Origin of the sequence: Acidovorax sp. ST3 (assembly GCF_003231145.1) — a bacterium.
In the GTDB taxonomy this organism is placed as follows: Bacteria; Pseudomonadota; Gammaproteobacteria; order Burkholderiales; family Burkholderiaceae_C; genus Acidovorax.
This window is the reverse complement of record NZ_QKVP01000002.1, coordinates 23,461-40,143: the sequence shown is the minus strand read 5'-3', so window position 1 is coordinate 40,143 and position 16,683 is coordinate 23,461. Positions and strand designations below refer to the sequence as shown.

Annotated in this window: 12 protein-coding genes; 1 reads left to right on the top strand and 11 read right to left on the bottom strand. The window is 68.0% G+C overall.

Annotated elements, in window-relative coordinates:
* Positions 1-23: 23 nt before the first annotated feature.
* The gene (locus DNK89_RS05155) at positions 24-1,973 is read left to right on the top strand and encodes a diguanylate cyclase domain-containing protein (protein ID WP_110959233.1); all 1,950 of its coding nucleotides are present in this window, start codon (positions 24-26) and stop codon (positions 1,971-1,973) included.
* 99 nt (positions 1,974-2,072) lie between these two features.
* Here DNK89_RS05155 and DNK89_RS05150 read toward each other — a convergent pair whose 3' ends face one another.
* From DNK89_RS05150 to DNK89_RS05105, 11 genes are all read right to left on the bottom strand, one after another.
* Positions 2,073-4,046, bottom strand: a complete 1,974-nt coding sequence (locus tag DNK89_RS05150; protein ID WP_110959232.1) for an alkyl/aryl-sulfatase — start codon at positions 4,044-4,046, stop codon at positions 2,073-2,075.
* A 139-nt stretch (positions 4,047-4,185) separates the two neighbouring features.
* The gene (locus DNK89_RS05145; protein ID WP_110959231.1) at positions 4,186-5,178 is read right to left on the bottom strand and encodes a tripartite tricarboxylate transporter substrate binding protein; all 993 of its coding nucleotides are present in this window, start codon (positions 5,176-5,178) and stop codon (positions 4,186-4,188) included.
* A gap of 62 nt (positions 5,179-5,240) precedes the next feature.
* A complete protein-coding gene (locus tag DNK89_RS05140; RefSeq protein WP_110959230.1) occupies positions 5,241-6,467 on the bottom strand; it encodes an acyl-CoA dehydrogenase family protein in 1,227 nt (408 codons plus the stop codon).
* Between the two features lie 184 nt (positions 6,468-6,651).
* Positions 6,652-8,262 carry an AMP-binding protein gene (locus DNK89_RS05135; RefSeq protein WP_110959229.1) on the bottom strand — a complete coding sequence of 537 codons (1,611 nt, stop codon included), beginning with the start codon at positions 8,260-8,262 and terminating at the stop codon, positions 6,652-6,654.
* A gap of 159 nt (positions 8,263-8,421) precedes the next feature.
* Entirely contained in the window at positions 8,422-9,036 is a 615-nt protein-coding gene (locus DNK89_RS05130; protein ID WP_238990704.1) for a hypothetical protein, read from the bottom strand.
* Complete coding sequence (locus tag DNK89_RS24540) at positions 8,999-9,160, bottom strand: hypothetical protein (protein ID WP_203422205.1); 162 nt, start codon at positions 9,158-9,160, stop codon at positions 8,999-9,001. The genes DNK89_RS05130 and DNK89_RS24540 overlap by 38 nt, the downstream gene beginning before the upstream one ends.
* A complete protein-coding gene (locus DNK89_RS05125; RefSeq protein WP_110959228.1) occupies positions 9,157-10,164 on the bottom strand; it encodes a LysR substrate-binding domain-containing protein in 1,008 nt (335 codons plus the stop codon). Before DNK89_RS05125 ends, DNK89_RS24540 begins: the two co-directional genes overlap by 4 nt.
* Positions 10,165-10,266: 102 nt before the next feature.
* A complete protein-coding gene (locus DNK89_RS05120; RefSeq protein ID WP_203422204.1) occupies positions 10,267-12,114 on the bottom strand; it encodes a gamma-glutamyltransferase family protein in 1,848 nt (615 codons plus the stop codon).
* Positions 12,115-12,378: 264 nt separating this feature from the next.
* Entirely contained in the window at positions 12,379-13,962 is a 1,584-nt protein-coding gene (locus tag DNK89_RS05115) for an alkaline phosphatase (RefSeq protein ID WP_110959227.1), read from the bottom strand.
* 45 nt (positions 13,963-14,007) lie between these two features.
* Positions 14,008-15,543, bottom strand: coding sequence for a diguanylate cyclase (locus DNK89_RS05110; RefSeq protein WP_110959226.1), 1,536 nt, complete (start codon positions 15,541-15,543; stop codon positions 14,008-14,010).
* 160 nt (positions 15,544-15,703) lie between these two features.
* Entirely contained in the window at positions 15,704-16,678 is a 975-nt protein-coding gene (locus tag DNK89_RS05105; RefSeq protein ID WP_015013403.1) for an NADPH:quinone oxidoreductase family protein, read from the bottom strand.
* Between the last annotated feature and the right edge of the window lie 5 nt (positions 16,679-16,683).

Genomic DNA, 16,683 nt, shown 5'->3' with positions numbered 1-16,683 from the left:
TGCCCCGCTACATTGGGAGGGGCATGCACCAAAAAGATGACACCACGCGGCCGCCGGACGCGGACGACCGTCTTGGGGCCGGGGCCTCGCGCCGCCGCTATCGCCTGGCCACGCCGCTGAGCTTGGCGATAGCGCTGGGCTGCATGGTGGCCATCGCGGGCTTCTGGCTGGTCACACTGCAGCGCGTGGCGTTCGAGCGCGAGCAAGCTGTGGCCTCGGCCATGCAGTCCAACGCCAACTTGGCGATTGCCTTCGAGCAGCAGGTGTTCCGCACCCTCAAGGCGGCCGAGCAGGTCGCCGCCTTTGTGCGCGAGCAGTACCTGCAGCAGGGCACCGACATCGACCTGCGTGACTGGGTGGAGCGGGGGGTGATCCGCGAGCCCATGTTCACCATCATCAGCGTGGTCAACGGCCAGGGCGACATCGTCAGCAGCAGCCAGGAGACCGGGGCCGTCAACTACAGCGACCGCGCCTTTTTCAAGGCGCTGCGTGCCAGTGATCGCGATGACCTGTTTGTGAGCGAGCCTGTGTTGGGCCGTGTGTCAGGGCAGTGGCGCATTCCGATGGCGCTGCGCATCGTGAGCGAGGGAGGCCGCTTTGGTGGTGTGGTGGTGATGTCGGTGGACCCGACGAACTTCACCGACTTTTACCGCCAGGCCGACCTGGGCGCACAGGGGCTGCTGGAGCTGACAGGGCTGGACGGCGTGGTGCGCGGCCGCAAGGCCGGGGGCCAAATCAGCTTTGGCGCCGATGCGCGGGGGCTGCCCTGGTTTCAGCAACGCGCGCAGGACCCCGAAGGCGAACTGATCGATGACGCAGGCGCGGTGGACGGTGTGCCGCGCATCCTCAGCTACCGCAGCATGGCGGGGTACCCGCTGATGGTGACGGTGGGCTCGGCCTCCGACGAGGTGCTGGCGCCGGTGATGCAGCGACGTATTGAATATCTGGCCCTGGCGGCGGGTGCCAGTGTGGCGCTGCTGTGTTTTGGCGCACTGCTCATTGTGGTGCTGGCGCGCCAGCGGGCCGTGGCCGATGCACTGGCGTCGAGCGAGGGCCTGTTCCGCGCCACCTTCCACCAGGCGGCCACCGGCATCGCCCACATCACGCCCGAAGGCCGTATCCTGCGTGCCAACGACAAGTTCTGCCGCATGCTGGGCTATTCGCTGGAGGAGCTGCGCCAGCGCGACCTGTTTGCGCTGAGCGACGAGGGCGAGCGTGAAGCCCTGCGCCGCTTTCTGGCGCGGCGCCTGGTGGCGCACTCGCCCGTGTTCTCCCCCGAGATGGAAAAGGCCTACCGGCGCAAGGACGGCGGCCTGTTGTGGGTGTACGAAGCGCTGGGCCTCGTCAAGGACGCCCAGGGTCACCCGGACTTTCTGGTGGTGGTGACGCAGGACATCAGCGCGCGCAAGGAGCTGGAGATGCGCCTGTCGCACGATGTGCTGCACGACGCGCTCACGGGCCTGTCCAACCGCGTGATGTTCCACGACCGCCTGGCGCGTGTGCTCGAAACGGCCCGGCGCCACGGGCGGCACGCTGCTGTGCTCTATGTGGACCTGGACGGGTTCAAGTCCGTCAACGACCAGTGGGGCCATGCAGCGGGCGACCTGCTGCTGCAGCAGGTGGCACGGCGGCTGGAAGACTGCGTGCGCGCCGAAGACACCGTGGCGCGCCTGGGCGGCGACGAGTTCGGCATCGTGCTGGCCACCATCGAACGGGCAGACCATTGCGAGGTCGTGGCCAGCAAGGTGCTGTTGGCGATGGAGCAGCCGTTTTTGCTGGAAGGGGCTGTCGCCCACATCTCGGCCAGTGTGGGCGCGGCGCTTTACCCGCGCCATGGCGCCGACGCCGATGCGCTGCTGGCCCAGGCCGATGCTGCAATGTATGCGGCTAAGCAGGCGGGCAAGAACCGCTTCAACATCGACACTGTGTTGAGCCCGCTGGCTGATGGGGGTGTTGCAGGTCCGCCGGGCTGATGAGCAGCCAGCCATCGAGGGATGGCTCTGGTGTTTTGCTCCCCATTGGGGAGCGTTGAGCGTTTTATATATTGGCGCTAGCGGCCTGTTTCATTCAAATCACCGCGTCATGATCGGAAAATCACGCACCGGCTTGTCCAGCATGCCCATCAGCTGCCGCAGGGCCTGCCCATCGCCTTCCATGCGCAGCGCGCCAGAGCCGGCCAGCTCCTGCGGTGTGGCCTGGCCGTTCATCAGGCGCAGGAAGGCGGGTTTGGTGAGCAACAGCGTGGCGTCTGCGGGCCAGGGCGGTGTGCCCGGGCGGTGGTGCAGCACCGCGTTCTCAATCCACAGACCATGGTTTTCTTCGGTGTCGGTAAAGCGCAGTGCCACGGCCAGGCGCACGCCGTCCGCGCGCGGGCCGTTGAGCGAGGCGGCCATGGCATCGAGGAACTGCGGGATGGGTGTCTGCATCAGCATGTCGGCCACCGCAGCGCGCGGGCCTGAAGCGTTGCGCTGTGCAGTGCCATACCGCAGTTCCTGCGCGCCGGTCAGGTAGAAGTTGCGCCAGGGCGCGGATTCAGCGGCGTAGCCCATCTGCTCAAAGCTGCGCGCCATGAGGTCCCGCGCGGCAGCGTGGGCGCCATTGGCCAGCAGCACATGGCGCAATAGCTCGGCCGCCCAGCGGTAGTCGCCCGCGTCAAATGCTTGGCGCGCGGCCGCCACCGCAGCATCCACGCCGCCCGCCAGGGCCACGTAGCGGCGCGCGGCCTCCACAGGCGGCAGGGGGTCGAGCGTGGCGGGGTGCGCGTCGAACCAGCCCAGGTAGAACTGCGCCACCGCGCGCACGTTGTGCTTGACGGTGCCGTAGTACCCGCGCGATGCCCACTGCGCTGCCAGCGTAGAGGGCAGTTGCACGGCCTCGGCGATCTCGCCGGGCGTTAGCCCGGCGTTCAGCAGGCGCACCGTCTGGTCATGCAGGTAGCGGTAGGTGTCCCGTTGCGTGGTCAAGAAGGTGTCGATGCGCTCGCGGCCCCACACGGGCCAGCCGTGCTGCAGGAAGACCACATCCGCACGACTGGCATGCGCAATGGCGCTGTCGATGTAGCGCGACCACGCCAGCGCATCGCGCACCTTGGCGCCGCGCAGGGTGTAGAGGTTGTGCAGCGTCTGCGAGACCAGCTCTGCCGCACCGAACGCGCGCAGGTCGGGCAGCTCGAACACCATCTCGGCCGGGGCTTCGGAGCCTGGTACGTTGTGAAACACGAAGCGCACGCCATCAATGTCGAGCGCCTGTGTGGGCTGGTCGACGAGCACCGTGGGCGGCAGGATGCCGATGCGCCCGACCGCCACGGCCATGCCCAGGCCGTTGTCCACCACGCCACGCGCATCGCGTGGCAACTGGCTGCCATACATGAAGCCCGCTCGGCGCGACATGGCGGGGCCGAGCAGCACGTTCTCGCTGGTGGCCTCCTCCATGAAGCCCGCGGGCGCCACGATGGGCACGCTGCGTGCCTTGGCGTCCTGCGCGGTCAGCACGCCCAATGCGCCGCCGAAGTGGTCCACATGGCTGTGCGTGAACACCAGGCCCGAGACCGGCTGTGCGCCCAGGTGCTGGCGCGCGAAGGCGAGGGCGGCGGCCGCCGTCTCTTGCGTGGTGAGCGGGTCCACCACGATCCAGCCCGTGCGGCCTTGTATGAGCGTGAGGTTGGCCAGGTCGAACCCGCGCAGCTGCCAGATGCCATCGCGCACCTGGTACAGGCCGGGTGTCTGGTTCAGGCGCGCCTGGCGCCACAGGCTGGGGTGGACGGTGGGCGGCGCCTCGCCCTGCGCAAACCGCAGCGCGTCGAAGTCCCACACCACCTGGCCCTGGGCGTTGCGCACCTGGCCGCTGGGTGTGGCGATCAGGCCCCGGCGAGCGTCCTCGAAGCTGGCGGACGCATTCACGTCCAGCGTGCCCAGGGATGCGGTCTGGCGCGCACGCGTAGCGGCGGTTGCGTCCTGCCGGACGTCGGTCACCTGGGCAAATGCTGCAGGTACCAGGCCGACTACGAGTGGCAAGGCCAGTGCTGCAAGCAGCGGGATGTTTCGCATAGGGGGAAATCTTTTTGAGATAAAAAGGCCTGAAGCGCACAATTTATATTCGCTGGCAGCTATCAAAATTGAAGTAATGCGTTGCCTGTCCTGGACGGGTAGGGCCCGTGCGCGCGGGCCCGGTCACCCGTTCGCGCCGTCACATCGGCTCCAGCCTGATGCGTTTCATCATGGCTTCGGTGAAGCCGATTTCCTTGCCGAAGGCCCGTGTGAAGGTCTCGCCGTCTTGCGGGTTGACCATCCCGCCTTGCTCTTCGAGCGCGCTCACCACGGCGGGCTGGCGCAGGGCGGCCTCGAACGCGGCACGCACGCGGGATACGACGGCATCGGGCGTGCCGGTGGGCACGGAGACGCCGCCCCAGGAGGTTAGCTCCACCCCGGGCAGGCCAGCCTCGGCCAGCGTGGGCACACTGGGCAGCTTGGGGTTGCGCGCGGGCCCGGTCACAGCCAGTGCGCGCAGCTTGCCCGCCATGATGTTCGAGTAAGCAACGGCAGTGATGGGCGCGCCAAATGCCACCTGCTGGCCGAGCACCGCATTGACGATTTCCGACGCACCCTTGTACGGCACATGTGTGGCTTGGGCCTGGCTGACGCTGAGCATCATCTCCACTCCCAGGTGCGAGGGCGTGCCGACCCCGCCCGAGGCGTAGTCGAGCTTGCCGGGCTGCGCACGCATGCGCGCCAGCAGGTCGGCCAGGCTGCGGATGTCGCTTTGCGCGTGGACGATGACCACCGTGTCCGAACTGGTGAGTCCGATCACATGGCGAAAGTCCTTGAGGACGTCGTAGCCCGGTTGTTTGTACATGCGCATACTGGCCGCCATGGGCGACCCGGCGTAGACCCAGGTGTAGCCGTCGGGCGCCGCCTTTGCCGCCTGACGCGCGCCCAGGTTCCCGCCTGCGCCGCCCTTGTTTTCGATGACCACGGGCTGGCCCAGCTCCTTCGACACGGCCTCGGCCACGATGCGGGCAGTGGTGTCAGGGCCCGTGCCGGCGAGGTAGGGCACCACCCACTTGATGGGGCGTGCGGGCCACGGCTCGGCGGCCATGGCGGATGTACTGGCCAGCAGTGGCAGCAGGCTCGCAGCAAGCAGTATGCGGCGACGCAACGGGAGGATGGGTTGATGGGTCATGTCTTGTCTCCTTGTCATTTTCTGTGAGGGTTGTTGTGGCGCGCTGTGGGCGGCGCAGCCGCTCAGGGTGATGCCATGAGTTCTTTCGCGATGGTGTTGCGCTGGATTTCGCTGGTGCCGGTGAGCACGCGGTACATGCGCAGCATGCGGAACAGGAACTCCACGCGCCGACCTTGCACGATGCCCTCGCCGCCATGGATCTGCACCGCGCGGTCGGCGATGCGAAAGGCGGCCTCCGAGCAGAACAGTTTGGCCATGGACGACTCCGCACGCGGCTCGGCGCCTGCATCAATCGCGCGGGCCGTGGCCAGCATCAGCCCGCGTGCTGCGGCCCAGTCGGTCGCCATGTCCGCCAGCATGTGCTGGATGGCCTGGAACTGCCCGATGGCGCGGCCGAACTGGTGGCGCTGCTGCGCGTAGTCGCGCGCATCGCGCAGGGCCACCTGCGCCAGGCCCAGCATGGCCGGGCAGTGCAGCAGACGGTTCACGCTGATGCGGCCCAGCGCCAACGCCAGGCCGCGCCCGGCCTCACCGATCAGATTGGCGGCGGGCACGCGCGTACCCTCCAGCACGATGTTGCCCGTGCTCGTCTGGCCGGCCATGGTCTTGTAGCCCGACTCCACGCGCACGCCGGGCGCATGCAGGTCCACAAAGAACGCCGTGACCTCGCGCTTTTTCGGGTCGGGGTCGTCGTGTGTGGCGGTGGACGCCATCAGCACTGCGTAGTCGGCAAACGGCGAGCCCGAGATGAAGCGCTTGGTGCCCGTGATGACGTAGTTGTCGCCATCGCGCACGGCGCGCGTCTGCACGTTGCCGGCGTCCGAGCCGGCTTCAGCCTCGGTCAGCGCGAAGCAGATAGCCACCTCGGCATGCGCCACCGGCAGGATGAACTGCTGCATCTGGTGCGGCGTGGCCATGCGCGCCAGCGCGCCCACGCGTGGCGGGCCACTCAACTCGCCGAATACATGGGGGGCGAACGGCGAGCCGCTGGCGTAGATGGCTTCCTTGACCAGCACATGGTCCAGCGTGGACAGGCCCAGGCCGCCCATCTTCTGCGGCAGCGTCATGCCGTAAAAGCCCAGCGCATGCGAACGCTTCCATACCAGCTGCAGCAAGGCCTTGTCGGGCGCATGCTCGTGGTCGATGCCATGCTCGCGCGCCAGCGCCGCCAGCTCGCCGTACAGAAACTCGTTGATGCGCGCAATCAGCTCGGCCGCCTGGGGCGAGCCTTCAAAAGGCATGCTGGGAAACAGCGGCGCGGGAAGGGCGGATGTGATGTCATTGTTCATGTCTGGATTCCTTGTCGTTGGCTGTGACAGCGGGCTCTGGAAACTGGCGCAGGCCCAGGCGAGAGACGCCGAGCAAGGGCAGCCCCGCCGCGAGGGCGTCGTCCTCCTTCCCGCAGCGCGCAGCGATGCAAGAGAAGGGGGAAGGGGGAAGGGGGAAGGCTCGCAGCGCCTCAGGGGGATGTACCTAGTTCACCATCCGCCCACGCCCTTCCCAGTACGGGGCCTGCACGGCACGGCGCATCACCTTGCCGTTGGGGTTCTTGGGCAGGGTGGTGACGAATTCGATGCGCCGGGGCCGCTTGAAACCGCCCAGGTGCTGGGCGCAGAACGCGTCGATCGCAGCGGTGGTGTCGGCACCGGCCGCACGGCCGGGCTTGAGCACCACGTGCGCGGCCACGGCCTCGCCCCACTTGTCATCGGGCACGGCAAATACGCAGGCATCGGCAATGGCGTCGTGCTGGTACAGCACGGCCTCGACCTCCGACGGGTACACGTTGAACCCGCCGCTGATCACCATGTCCTTCTTGCGGTCCACGATGTAGACATAGCCCTCATCGTCCATGCGCGCCAGGTCGCCCGTGTGGTAGGCACCGTCCTTCAGCACCTCGGCCGTCAGCTCGGGCGCGCGCCAGTAGCCCGCAAAGATGTCGTCGCCGCGCACCACGATCTCGCCGATCTCGCCGGTGGCCACGGGCTGGCCGTCGTCGCCCAGGATCTGCACATCGCATTCCAGAAACGGGCGCCCGCACGAGGCCAGCCGCTCGGGCCGCGCCGCGCGGGCAAACAGGTGGTCCTCCACCGACAGGCCGCACACGCCCGAGGTTGTCTCGCCCGCGCCATAGCCTTGCTGCAGGATGGGGCCGAACACGTCCATGGCCTGCAGGATGCGCGCGGGCGCCATGGGGGCGGCGCCGTAGCCCAGGCGCAGCAGGTCGGGCAGGGGGCGGTACTGGCCCTCCAGCTCGGCCAGCAGCATGTTGATCATGGTGGGCACCATGAAGGTGTGGGTCACGCGGTCGGCCCGCATGTCGGCGATGAAGCGCGGGGGCTCGAAGCCGTTGAACAGGCGGATCGTGACCCCCTGGCACAGCGCCGGCACCATCTGCATGCCCGATGCGTGGGTGATCGGGCCTACCAGCCCCAGGATGTGGCCGGGCTGCTGCCCGTCCGAGCGGGTGAGGAACTTGCGCAGCTGCGCAAGGCGGTTGCCGAAGGTCTGCATGGCCGCCTTGAGCACGCCGGACGAGCCCGAGGTGTAGTGCAGCACGGCGACTTCGTCCTCGAACACGGCCACCGGGGTGAACGTGTCGCTGGCCCGGGCCATTGCCGATTCATACCCTGCGGGGCCCGCATCGTCGGTCAGCAGCAGCTGGGGCATGGCGTCGGGCATGCTTTGCGCCACGTGCGGGCGGATGGTCTCGGCGCGTTCGGTGGTGGTTACGATCAGCGCCGCGCCGCTGTTGGCGGCAATGGCGCCGACCTCGGTGGGCGAGAGCCGGGAGTTGAACGGCGCCTTGATCAGCCCGGCCTTGTAGCAGGCGATCTCGATCTCGACCACCTCGACACAGTTGGGCAGGTAGATGCCCACGCGGTCACCGCGCTGCAGGCCCAGGCCCAACAAGGCGTTGGCCAGGCGGTTCGAGCGCTGCTCCAGATCGGCATAAGTGATGCTGCGCGCAAGGCTCTTGACCGCCATGCGGCGGGCATGGGCACGGGCGCTGCGCGCAACAAGGGCGCCCACGTTGGCGACGGGGCGGCGATGGGAGCAGCTGTGGGGGGGCGGGGTGGTGGTGATGGTCGTCTCCTGGAGTGCAACCCCCTGTGTGGCGGGGGCTTGGCCGGACTGTTCCAGAAGACAGGGGTATCAGGGAAATACGGATTGCTGATCGATAGTCATCAATTGAATTGATGGTTGGCACGCAGGCAGGTTGTCGACGCGCTCCGGGAGCTTCTTTCAGAGCTCACTGGCGTCCTTGCCCTCACCGCGCTTGACGACCCATCGAACAGTGGGCCGGGGGGCGGGAACGCGCTGGGCATAGACCTCCAGATCGCCGCGCGTCCATGCCGCGTAGCTGCCGCTGGGGTCGTTGGCGGCCGCTTCGGGGCCATAACTGCCGCGCCCGAACTGGAGCAGTTCTCCATAGGCAGCAGCGCCGCCGTCTGCCAGTTCGCTGGCATCCGCAACGAACTCCACCCGCCGTAGTTCGCGACCCGCAAAAAAGAAGGTCTGCGCCCCTTCCAGACCTGCGACGACGACCGGGGCCAGACGCCATTGGCCGACCAGCCCGCCGGACAGACGTTGTGGCCGTGGCACGTGCGCGATGCCAGGCAAGGCTTGGCGCAAGGCGTCTACGCCCATGCCAAGTTCAACGCCGTCCGGAAGCAGCTGGACGGGCGCGTACCCTGCTGAAGGGTTTTGCAAGCGCACGGAGGCGGGGGTGGGCAGGGTGGTTTGCGCCTGCACGAACGCTGTGCAGGTGGCCAGTGCCAAAACGGCGCCCTGGCAAAGGCGCCGCATACGGTGGTTCGGGTCAAGCGGCATGGTTTGGAGGTAGCCGGTGGAACTCATCTTCGGATTTCTTGATGGTGTGGTCGAGCCGATCCGCTGCCGGCAGGGCCGTGCCATAGCGCTGGGGTGAGGGTTTGAGGGTTGGGCCTTCTTGGTCGTACAGGTGCACGCCGGGCTGGATCATGGAGGTGTTGCAGTTTGGACGATCTCCGCGTCCCATCGGCCCGTGAGCACCAGGCGTTGGGCCACAGCGGCCAGTGCCTGCAACACCGCTTGCATTACGGCGTCAGTGCCGGAGTCCCGGTCGCGCTCCGGGGAGGTTGCCAGGGTGTAGGTGCGGATCATCTCCGGGTTGATCACCCGCGCCACCAGCCAATCGGACCCCAAGGAGGGCGTGTCGCTCAAGGCGCAGGCGGGGGTGAAGGTAAAGCCTGCGCCGCAGGCGTAGAGCGAGCGGATCACGCGGGCCGAGTCGTGCTCATGCGCAACGTTCAACGCCGTACCGCGCCGCGTCGCCGCGTCTTCCACCTGCTGGCGGATGGAGAACCGGCGTGATTGCAATACCAGCGGTTGCGCGGCTGCGGCGGCAAAGTCGATGTCAGGGCGCGTGGCTGGCGTCGGTGCTTGCCCGTACGCGGGCGGAGGCTGAAGCAGCGCTCGCACCGAGCCGCTGGAGTCCTGCCCGCAGAAGTACATGGATTCCCGGGCGAAGGGTTGGCACACCAGGCCTTCGGCCTGGTGCGTGTCCACCAGGATCCCGATCTCCGCTCGCCGATCCAGCATGGCCTTTTTGACCATCAGGCTGAGGTCATCGAGCACAAAAACGCGAATGCGCGGGTGGGTGTCTTTCAGGTGCGCGAGCAACGGACCCATGAGCAGGGACGCCAGCAGAAAAGGCAGGGCGATCGTGATCGAGCCCTCCGGCCCCTGCGGCAGACGCTGAATGCGTTCGCGCATTGCAGACGCGTCGCTCAGCAGGCGCCTAGCATCCTGGTACAGCTGCACCCCGGCCTGTGTTGGGGTGACGCCGATGTGCGAGCGCTCCAGCAATTGCGCGCCCAGCTCTGACTCCAGCTTCTTGATCTGGGCGGTGAGTGCCGGCTGGGCTATGTACAGGCTGCCAGCCGCCCGCGAGAGGCTGCCGGCCTCGACCACGGCGATGAAGTAGCGCAGGCTTCGGAGATCCATGGGGCAAGAATGTAGCCGGGTCTGTCCTTGGCGCACGCCATGCCCGCCCAGGCGGCAACGCCCTCGGCGTGTAGCCCCTTTGTACGCCGAGCAGGGCGGCCTTTAGTCGCCCATCACCACACCCTCACGCCGTGGGTCCGCGCCCCCCATCCACAGCTTCTTGCCATGAGCCTGGCCGCGCGTGATGGCTTGCAGGCCGCTGGTCATATTCATCTCACGCACCTCGGCGCCCCGGGCGCGCAGGGCTTCGACCGTGGCGGGCGGGAAGCGCTTTTCTTCCAGCAGCGTGGGGCCGTTCATCGAGCCGAAGTTGGGCAGGTTGATGGCCTGCTGGGGCATCAGGCCCCAGTTGAGCACGCCATACAGCGTCTTGGCCGTGTAGTGGATGATGGCCGCGCCGCCAGGGCTGCCGCCGCTCATCAGCAGCTCGCCCGTGGCCTTGTCGAACACCAGCGTGGGCGACATGGAGGAGCGGGGGCGCTTGCCGGGCTGCACGCGGTTGGCAATGGGCTGGCCTTGCGCGTCGGTGGGGGCAAAGCTGAAGTCGGTGAGTTCGTTGTTCAGCAGGAAGCCCTTCACCATTTGCCGCGCACCGAACTGGTCTTCGATGGTGGTGGTCATGGCCACCGCGTTGCCAAAGGCATCGACGATGCTGATGTGGCTGGTGCCGTACTCGGGCTGGTCGGGCATGGGTGCAAAGCCCGTCTTGACAGCGCCGGGGTTGCCGGGCTGGGCGACCTTCATGCTCTGCGTGCCGATGAGCTTGGCGCGGTCGGCCAGGTAGGCGGGCGCGAGCAGGCTGGTCCAGCTGCCGGCGGGGGGCTGCACAAAGTCGGGGTCGGCCACGTACTGGGCGCGGTCGGCAAAGGCCAGGCGGGCGGCCTCGGTGTAGAGGTGCAGCCAGTCCGCGCTGGGCAGGCCGTCCTGCAGGGGCTTGGCGGCGGCGTCGGTGTTCTTCAGGATGCCCAGGATCTGCCCGATGGCGATGGCCCCGGAGCTGGGTGGCGGAAAGCCGCACACACGGTAGTCCTTGCTGGCCACCTGGTAGTCGTGGCACAGCGCATCGCGCTTCTTGGGCTGGTAGCCAGCCAGGTCGGCCAGGCTGAGCTTGCCGGGGTTGGTGGGGTGTTTTTGCACCTTGTCGACGATGGCCTGGGCGATCTCGCCTTCGTGCAGGGCCTTGCTGCCTTCGGCGGCGATGCGGCGCAGCACGGCGGCCAGCTCGGGGTTGCGCAGGTTCACGCCCACATCGCGTGCGTCGCCATCGGCCTTGTAGAAGTAGGCGGCGGCCACTGGGTCCTTCTTGAGGTGGGCGTCGGCCTTGACCAGGGTGTTGAGCCGCGCGCTGACCTTGAAGCCGCCTTCGGCCAAGGTGATGGCGGGCTGGAACAGCGTGGCCCAGGGCAGCTTGCCGTGCTGCTTGTGCGCCATCTCCAGCATGCGCACGGTGCCGGGCACGCCCACCGAGCGGCCGCCCACCACGCCATCGTAGAACGGCACGGGTTTGCCGTCGGCGCCCAGGAAGAGTTTTTCATCGGCAGCAGCGGGCGCGGTCTCGCGGCCGTCGTAGGCCTCTACCACCTTGCCGTTGCTGTGCAGCAGAAAGGCGCCGCCACCGATGCCGCTGGACTGGGGCTCCACCAGCGTCAGCACCATCTGCACGGCGATGGCCGCGTCGACGGCCGAGCCGCCAGCCTTGAGGATCTGGTAGCCCGCGTCGGTGGCCAGCGGGTTAGCAGCGGCCACGGCGAACTTCTCGGTGGCCCAGCCCGGCTTTTCGGTGTAGCCGGACGAGCCCTCGGGCTGGGGGGGCACGGTGTAGGCGAACTGGGAGGGAGCGCTGGCGCAGCCCGCCAGGGCCACCAGGGTGGCAAGGGCCGCAGGGGCCAGCAGGTTGTGACTGAACGGGCGGCGCAGGGGCGGCGTGGCAGGCAGGGCAGTGGGGGACATGCGGGTCTCCTGTGGGTGCAAGCAGCGAAGCGGCCATGGTAAGGGGCCTTGCTGCAGCCTGCGAGGGCGTGCCAGGGGCTGCTGGAGGGGTTTGCGCAGCGATTGAAGGTATTTTGTGGTGGTAGCGCTAGTGCAATATGCCTGAGCAGCTATCAAAAAGATAGTTGTTACCGACCGTCAGCGGCTGTTCTCTGGTCATCTCTGAGCCCTGGTGCGGCGTAGTGACAAGGGGCCCCCGGGCCTGGAGGCTTGCGCCACGCCCTCTCAGGCCGCCTGGGGCCCCGCGCGGCCGTCTTCCACCACAAACCGGGCGAGCGTGAATGCGCCGCTGTCAGCGCGCAACGGGTCGTCCACCACGCGCAGCGTGGTGGCCCAGCGCGCGGGGGTGATGTCGGTCAGGCCGTAGCCGCGCTGGTCGCAGCGTGCCAGTAGCACATGCGGGTTGTGGCGGACGATGGCGTCCACCTTGGCCTGTGTGGTGCCCGACCGCGAACTGATGGACGTGCCACAGAACTCGCTGGCCACCACGGCCGAGTCGGCGCGTGCCGCGTCGGCATGCACGCGGCAGACGTAGTTCTGGTGGATGTCTCCGCCCAGCAGCACCGTGTTGCGCGGCGTGTGCCGGGCCACCGATTGCAGCAGGCGCTGGCGTGCAGCGGGGTAGCCGTCCCAGGCGTCGGTGGGCACAGTGCCAGAGGGGTAGTGGCGCGGCGAGAACAGCGTCTGCTGTGCGATCACGCTCCAGAGCGTGGCCTGTGCGCTCGCTGCATCAGCGGCCAAGCCTGCGTCCAGCCAGCGCTCTTGCGCGCTGCCCAGCAGGCTGCGCTCTGGCTGGGCCAGCTCGGCGCAGTCGGCGGGGCGCACAGCGGGTGCACTGCTGGCGTCGGGCGTGCGGCAGGCCTGCCAGCTGCGGTACTGGCGGCTGTCGAGCAGGTGGATGTGCGCCAGCCGGCCCCAGCGCAGGCGGCGGTAGATTTGCAGCGCATCCCAGCGGGCGTCGAGTACGGGGCGCTGGAGGCTGGCCGCGCGCAAGGGCATGTTCTCGTAGAACGCCTGCCACGCCGCGCTGCGCTGGGCCAGAAAGGCGGCGCTGCCCGCAGCCTCGCCGCGGCCTGCATCGGCGGCGTAGTCGTTTTGCACCTCATGGTCGTCCCACGTCACGGCCCAGGGGCAGGTGGCATGGGCCAGCTGCAAGGCGGGGTCGCTTTTGTGCAGGGCGTAGCGGTCGCGGTAGTCGGCCAGCGTGGTGGCGTGGCGCAGGCTGTGGGTGCGCGCCAGGTCGGTGGTTGTTTTGGGGGTGGCGTATTCGTAGATGTAGTCGCCCAGGAACAGCACCAGGTCCGGCTGGTCGGCGGCCAGATGGCGCCAGGCCGCATAGTGCCCATGCTCCCAGCGCTGGCACGAGGCGAACGCCACCCGCAGCGCCCCGGGCAGGTCGCCCGCCGCAGGCGCGGTGCGCGTGCGGCCCGTAGGGCTTACTGCGTCGCCCAGCATGAAGCGGTAGTGGTACCAGCGCGCGGGTAGCAGGCCTTGCAGCTCCACATGCACGCTGTGGCCCAGCGCGGGCTGCGCGGGGGACTCGCCCTTTTGCACGATCTGGGCAAAGCCTGCGTCTTGCGCCACCTCCCACCGTACGGTGTGGGCCGCCAACATCTGCGCAGGGTCGGTCAGCAAGAGCCGCGTCCACAGCACCACGCCATCAGGTGCCGGGTCGCCGCTGGCGATGCCCAGTGCGAAAGGGTTGTTTTGCAGCGCGGGTGGGGCGCTCCAGGCCCAGCGGGGGAGGGTGGTAGCAGTCGCAGCCAAGGCCGCGTGCTGCAGAAATGTCCGTCTTTGCTGTGCAGTCATGGCTTGTGCGATGCGGGAGGCGTGTGGCGCCTCAGAGGGAGCTGCTCAAGCCGCCATCACCCGGTTCTTGCCCGAGCGCTTGGCGAGATACATCGCCTGGTCGGCCCGCACGATGGCGTCGGTGGCGCTCTCGCTGTCACTCAACTGGGCCACGCCCGCGCTGAAGGTGATAAGCACCTTCTCGGTGCCTTGCAAGAAGAAGCGCGTGGTCAGCTCGCGCTGCAAGCGGGTCATGGCCGCAACGCCGGCTTCGACCGTGGTGTCGGGCAGCACGATCACGAACTCTTCGCCGCCATAGCGGGCCAACAGGTCCTGCGGCCGCATGACTTCGCGCGTGACCTGTGCCAAGTGCACCAGGGCTGCGTCGCCCCCGGCATGGCCCAGCCGGTCGTTGATGGTCTTGAAGTTGTCCACGTCCAGCAGTGCCAGGCACAGTGACGAGCCCAGGCGGCGGGCGCGGGCGATCTCGCGTTCCACCGCCTCGTCCAGGCCCTTGCGGTTGAGGCTGCCGGTCAGCGGGTCGTGGCGCGCCTGGGCGCTGGCGCGGTCCAGCTCTTCCTGCAGTTTGGCGACCTCGGCGCGCTTGGCCTCGGTGCGCTCGCGCAGGTCTTGCAGTTCGTCGTGCGTCACGCGGCTGTCCAGCGCCATGGCGCGGGTGGCGCTCATCACCTCCTGCAGCACCGGCGCGATCTCCTGCAGGGTGCTGGCCTTGCCGATCAGGTCGGCGCAACGCTCCATGGTGCCCTGGTAGCTGGTGCTGGATGCGGTGATGCGCGCCAGCCGCTCGATGAAGGTGGCCAGCATTTCCTTCATCTGCTCTTGCGCCTCCAGCGACCGGGCCTTGGCTTCGGTCTGCTTGAAGATCACGTCCTTGAGCCGGCGCTGCACATCATCCAGCCGACGCAGCGTCAGCGGTGGGGTCGAGGCACTCATCAGCGCCTCGGCCTGGCCCTGCAGCCAGCGGTCGTCCACGCTGAGCACGGCGATGTTCTCGAAGATCATGTGCAGCAGCTCCAGCAGGCTCGCGCGGATGGAGGCTTGTTCTTCGGTGGCAAACGACAGGCGGTAGCTGAAGTTGCCGAGCATGAGCTGCGCGGTGGTCACCAGCGGGGCGGGCTCGCGCAGAAAGGTGATGAGCTGCTGGGCCATGTCGATGACGCGGGGGTCGTCGTCGCCCAGTGCGGGCAGGGTGTTGTCGATCAGGCGGGCCAGGGCCTCGGCAAACTCGGTGGGCAGTTCGCCCAGCGCGGTGGGGGCATCTGCCACCTCGATGGGTTTGGACGCCGTGGCCGGGTGCAGCCCCAGGTTGGCATAACCCACCATCACGCTTTGCAGCGACGTCCAGTCCTTGGTGATGATGGCGCGTTCGAACTGTCCCAGCAGGCGCTTTTGCGCGGGTGTCTGGCCGGGCAGCACCCGCTGGATGCTGCTCAGCGGCCCTTCCGGGAACGGCTGCGGGCTGCGGATGCCCGCTATTTCATCGTAGATCGCGAGGTAGTTGTCTGGCGTGGGGGCCAGTCGGCGTGCGGCCAGTTGTTTGAGCGTCTCGCGCGCGATCTCGGAAGGTGGTCGGTCGGCCATGGAGGGGCACCAGTGTCAGGGGGGCTGGAATGCGCAAGTGTGACACAGGCAAGGCCTGGCAGGGGCTGGCATACCGCGCCACACGGGTATGCCAGCCGGGAACGTGGCGGCGGCCTTGCGGCAGGGCCTGCCGTACGTTCCGAGGCGGCGCGGCCAGCCGTCAGTTCACCATGACCAGCTTGCCCATCACGCCGCGTGAGCCCATGTGGGCGTAGGCGGCGGGCAGTTCGGCCATGGGCATGGTGCGGTCGATCACGGGCTTGATCTTGCCCTGGGCGTACCACTGGGCCAGCTCGCCCATCATGGCGGCGTTGGCCTTGGGTTCGCGCTTGGAAAACTCGCCCCAGAACACGCCCACGATGGAGGCCCCCTTGAGCAGCGCCAGGTTGAACGGCAGGGCCGGAATGGGGCCGGACGCAAACCCCACCACCAGGTAGCGGCCGCGCCATGCGATGGAGCGGAAGGCGGGCTCGGCAAAGTCGCCGCCCACCGGGTCATAGATCACATCGGGGCCCTTGCCGTCCGTCAGGGTCTTGATGGCCTCGCGCAGGTTGTCCTTGCTGTAGTTGATGGTCGCGTCGGCCCCGATGGAGGTGCACAGCGCGCATTTTTCGTCGCTGGAGGCCGCAGCGATCACGCGTGCGCCCATGGCCTTGGCGATCTGGATGGCCGCCGTGCCCACGCCGCCGGCGGCGCCAAGCACCAGCACGGTCTCACCCGCCTTGAGCTGGGCGCGGTCCACCAGTGCGTGGTGCGACGTGGCGTAGATCATGATGAATGCGGCCGCATCGACATGCGAAAAGCCATCTGGCAGGGGCATGCAGAGGGCGGCCGGGGCGACGGTGTGGGTGCCGAATCCACCGGTGCCCGACAGGCAGGCCACGTTCTGGCCGACCTTGAGGTGCGTGACGCCTTCGCCCACAGCGGCCACCACGCCCGCGTATTCCGAGCCGGGCACAAAGGGCAGCGGCGGCTTCATCTGGTACTTGTTCTGCACGATGAGCAGGTCGGGGAAGTTCAGGCTGGCGGCCTTGATCTCGATGAGCACCTCGCCCGCCTTGGGGGTGGGGGTGGGCAGCTCCGTCCAGGTGAGCGCTTCGACGCCGGTGGGGTTGGTGCAAAGCCAGGCATGCATGGGGA

Coding starts and splice junctions, on each gene's coding strand:
- DNK89_RS05120 (WP_203422204.1), bottom strand. CDS start 12,114: ATGTCCCCCACTGCCCTGCCTGCCACGCCGCCCCTGCGCCGCCCGTTC.
- DNK89_RS05125 (WP_110959228.1), bottom strand. CDS start 10,164: ATGGATCTCCGAAGCCTGCGCTACTTCATCGCCGTGGTCGAGGCCGGC.
- DNK89_RS05110 (WP_110959226.1), bottom strand. CDS start 15,543: ATGGCCGACCGACCACCTTCCGAGATCGCGCGCGAGACGCTCAAACAA.
- DNK89_RS05155 (WP_110959233.1), top strand. CDS start 24: ATGCACCAAAAAGATGACACCACGCGGCCGCCGGACGCGGACGACCGT.
- DNK89_RS05130 (WP_238990704.1), bottom strand. CDS start 9,036: ATGAGTTCCACCGGCTACCTCCAAACCATGCCGCTTGACCCGAACCAC.
- DNK89_RS05105 (WP_015013403.1), bottom strand. CDS start 16,678: ATGCATGCCTGGCTTTGCACCAACCCCACCGGCGTCGAAGCGCTCACC.
- DNK89_RS05140 (WP_110959230.1), bottom strand. CDS start 6,467: ATGAACAATGACATCACATCCGCCCTTCCCGCGCCGCTGTTTCCCAGC.
- DNK89_RS05115 (WP_110959227.1), bottom strand. CDS start 13,962: ATGACTGCACAGCAAAGACGGACATTTCTGCAGCACGCGGCCTTGGCT.
- DNK89_RS05150 (WP_110959232.1), bottom strand. CDS start 4,046: ATGCGAAACATCCCGCTGCTTGCAGCACTGGCCTTGCCACTCGTAGTC.
- DNK89_RS24540 (WP_203422205.1), bottom strand. CDS start 9,160: ATGATCCAGCCCGGCGTGCACCTGTACGACCAAGAAGGCCCAACCCTC.
- DNK89_RS05145 (WP_110959231.1), bottom strand. CDS start 5,178: ATGACCCATCAACCCATCCTCCCGTTGCGTCGCCGCATACTGCTTGCT.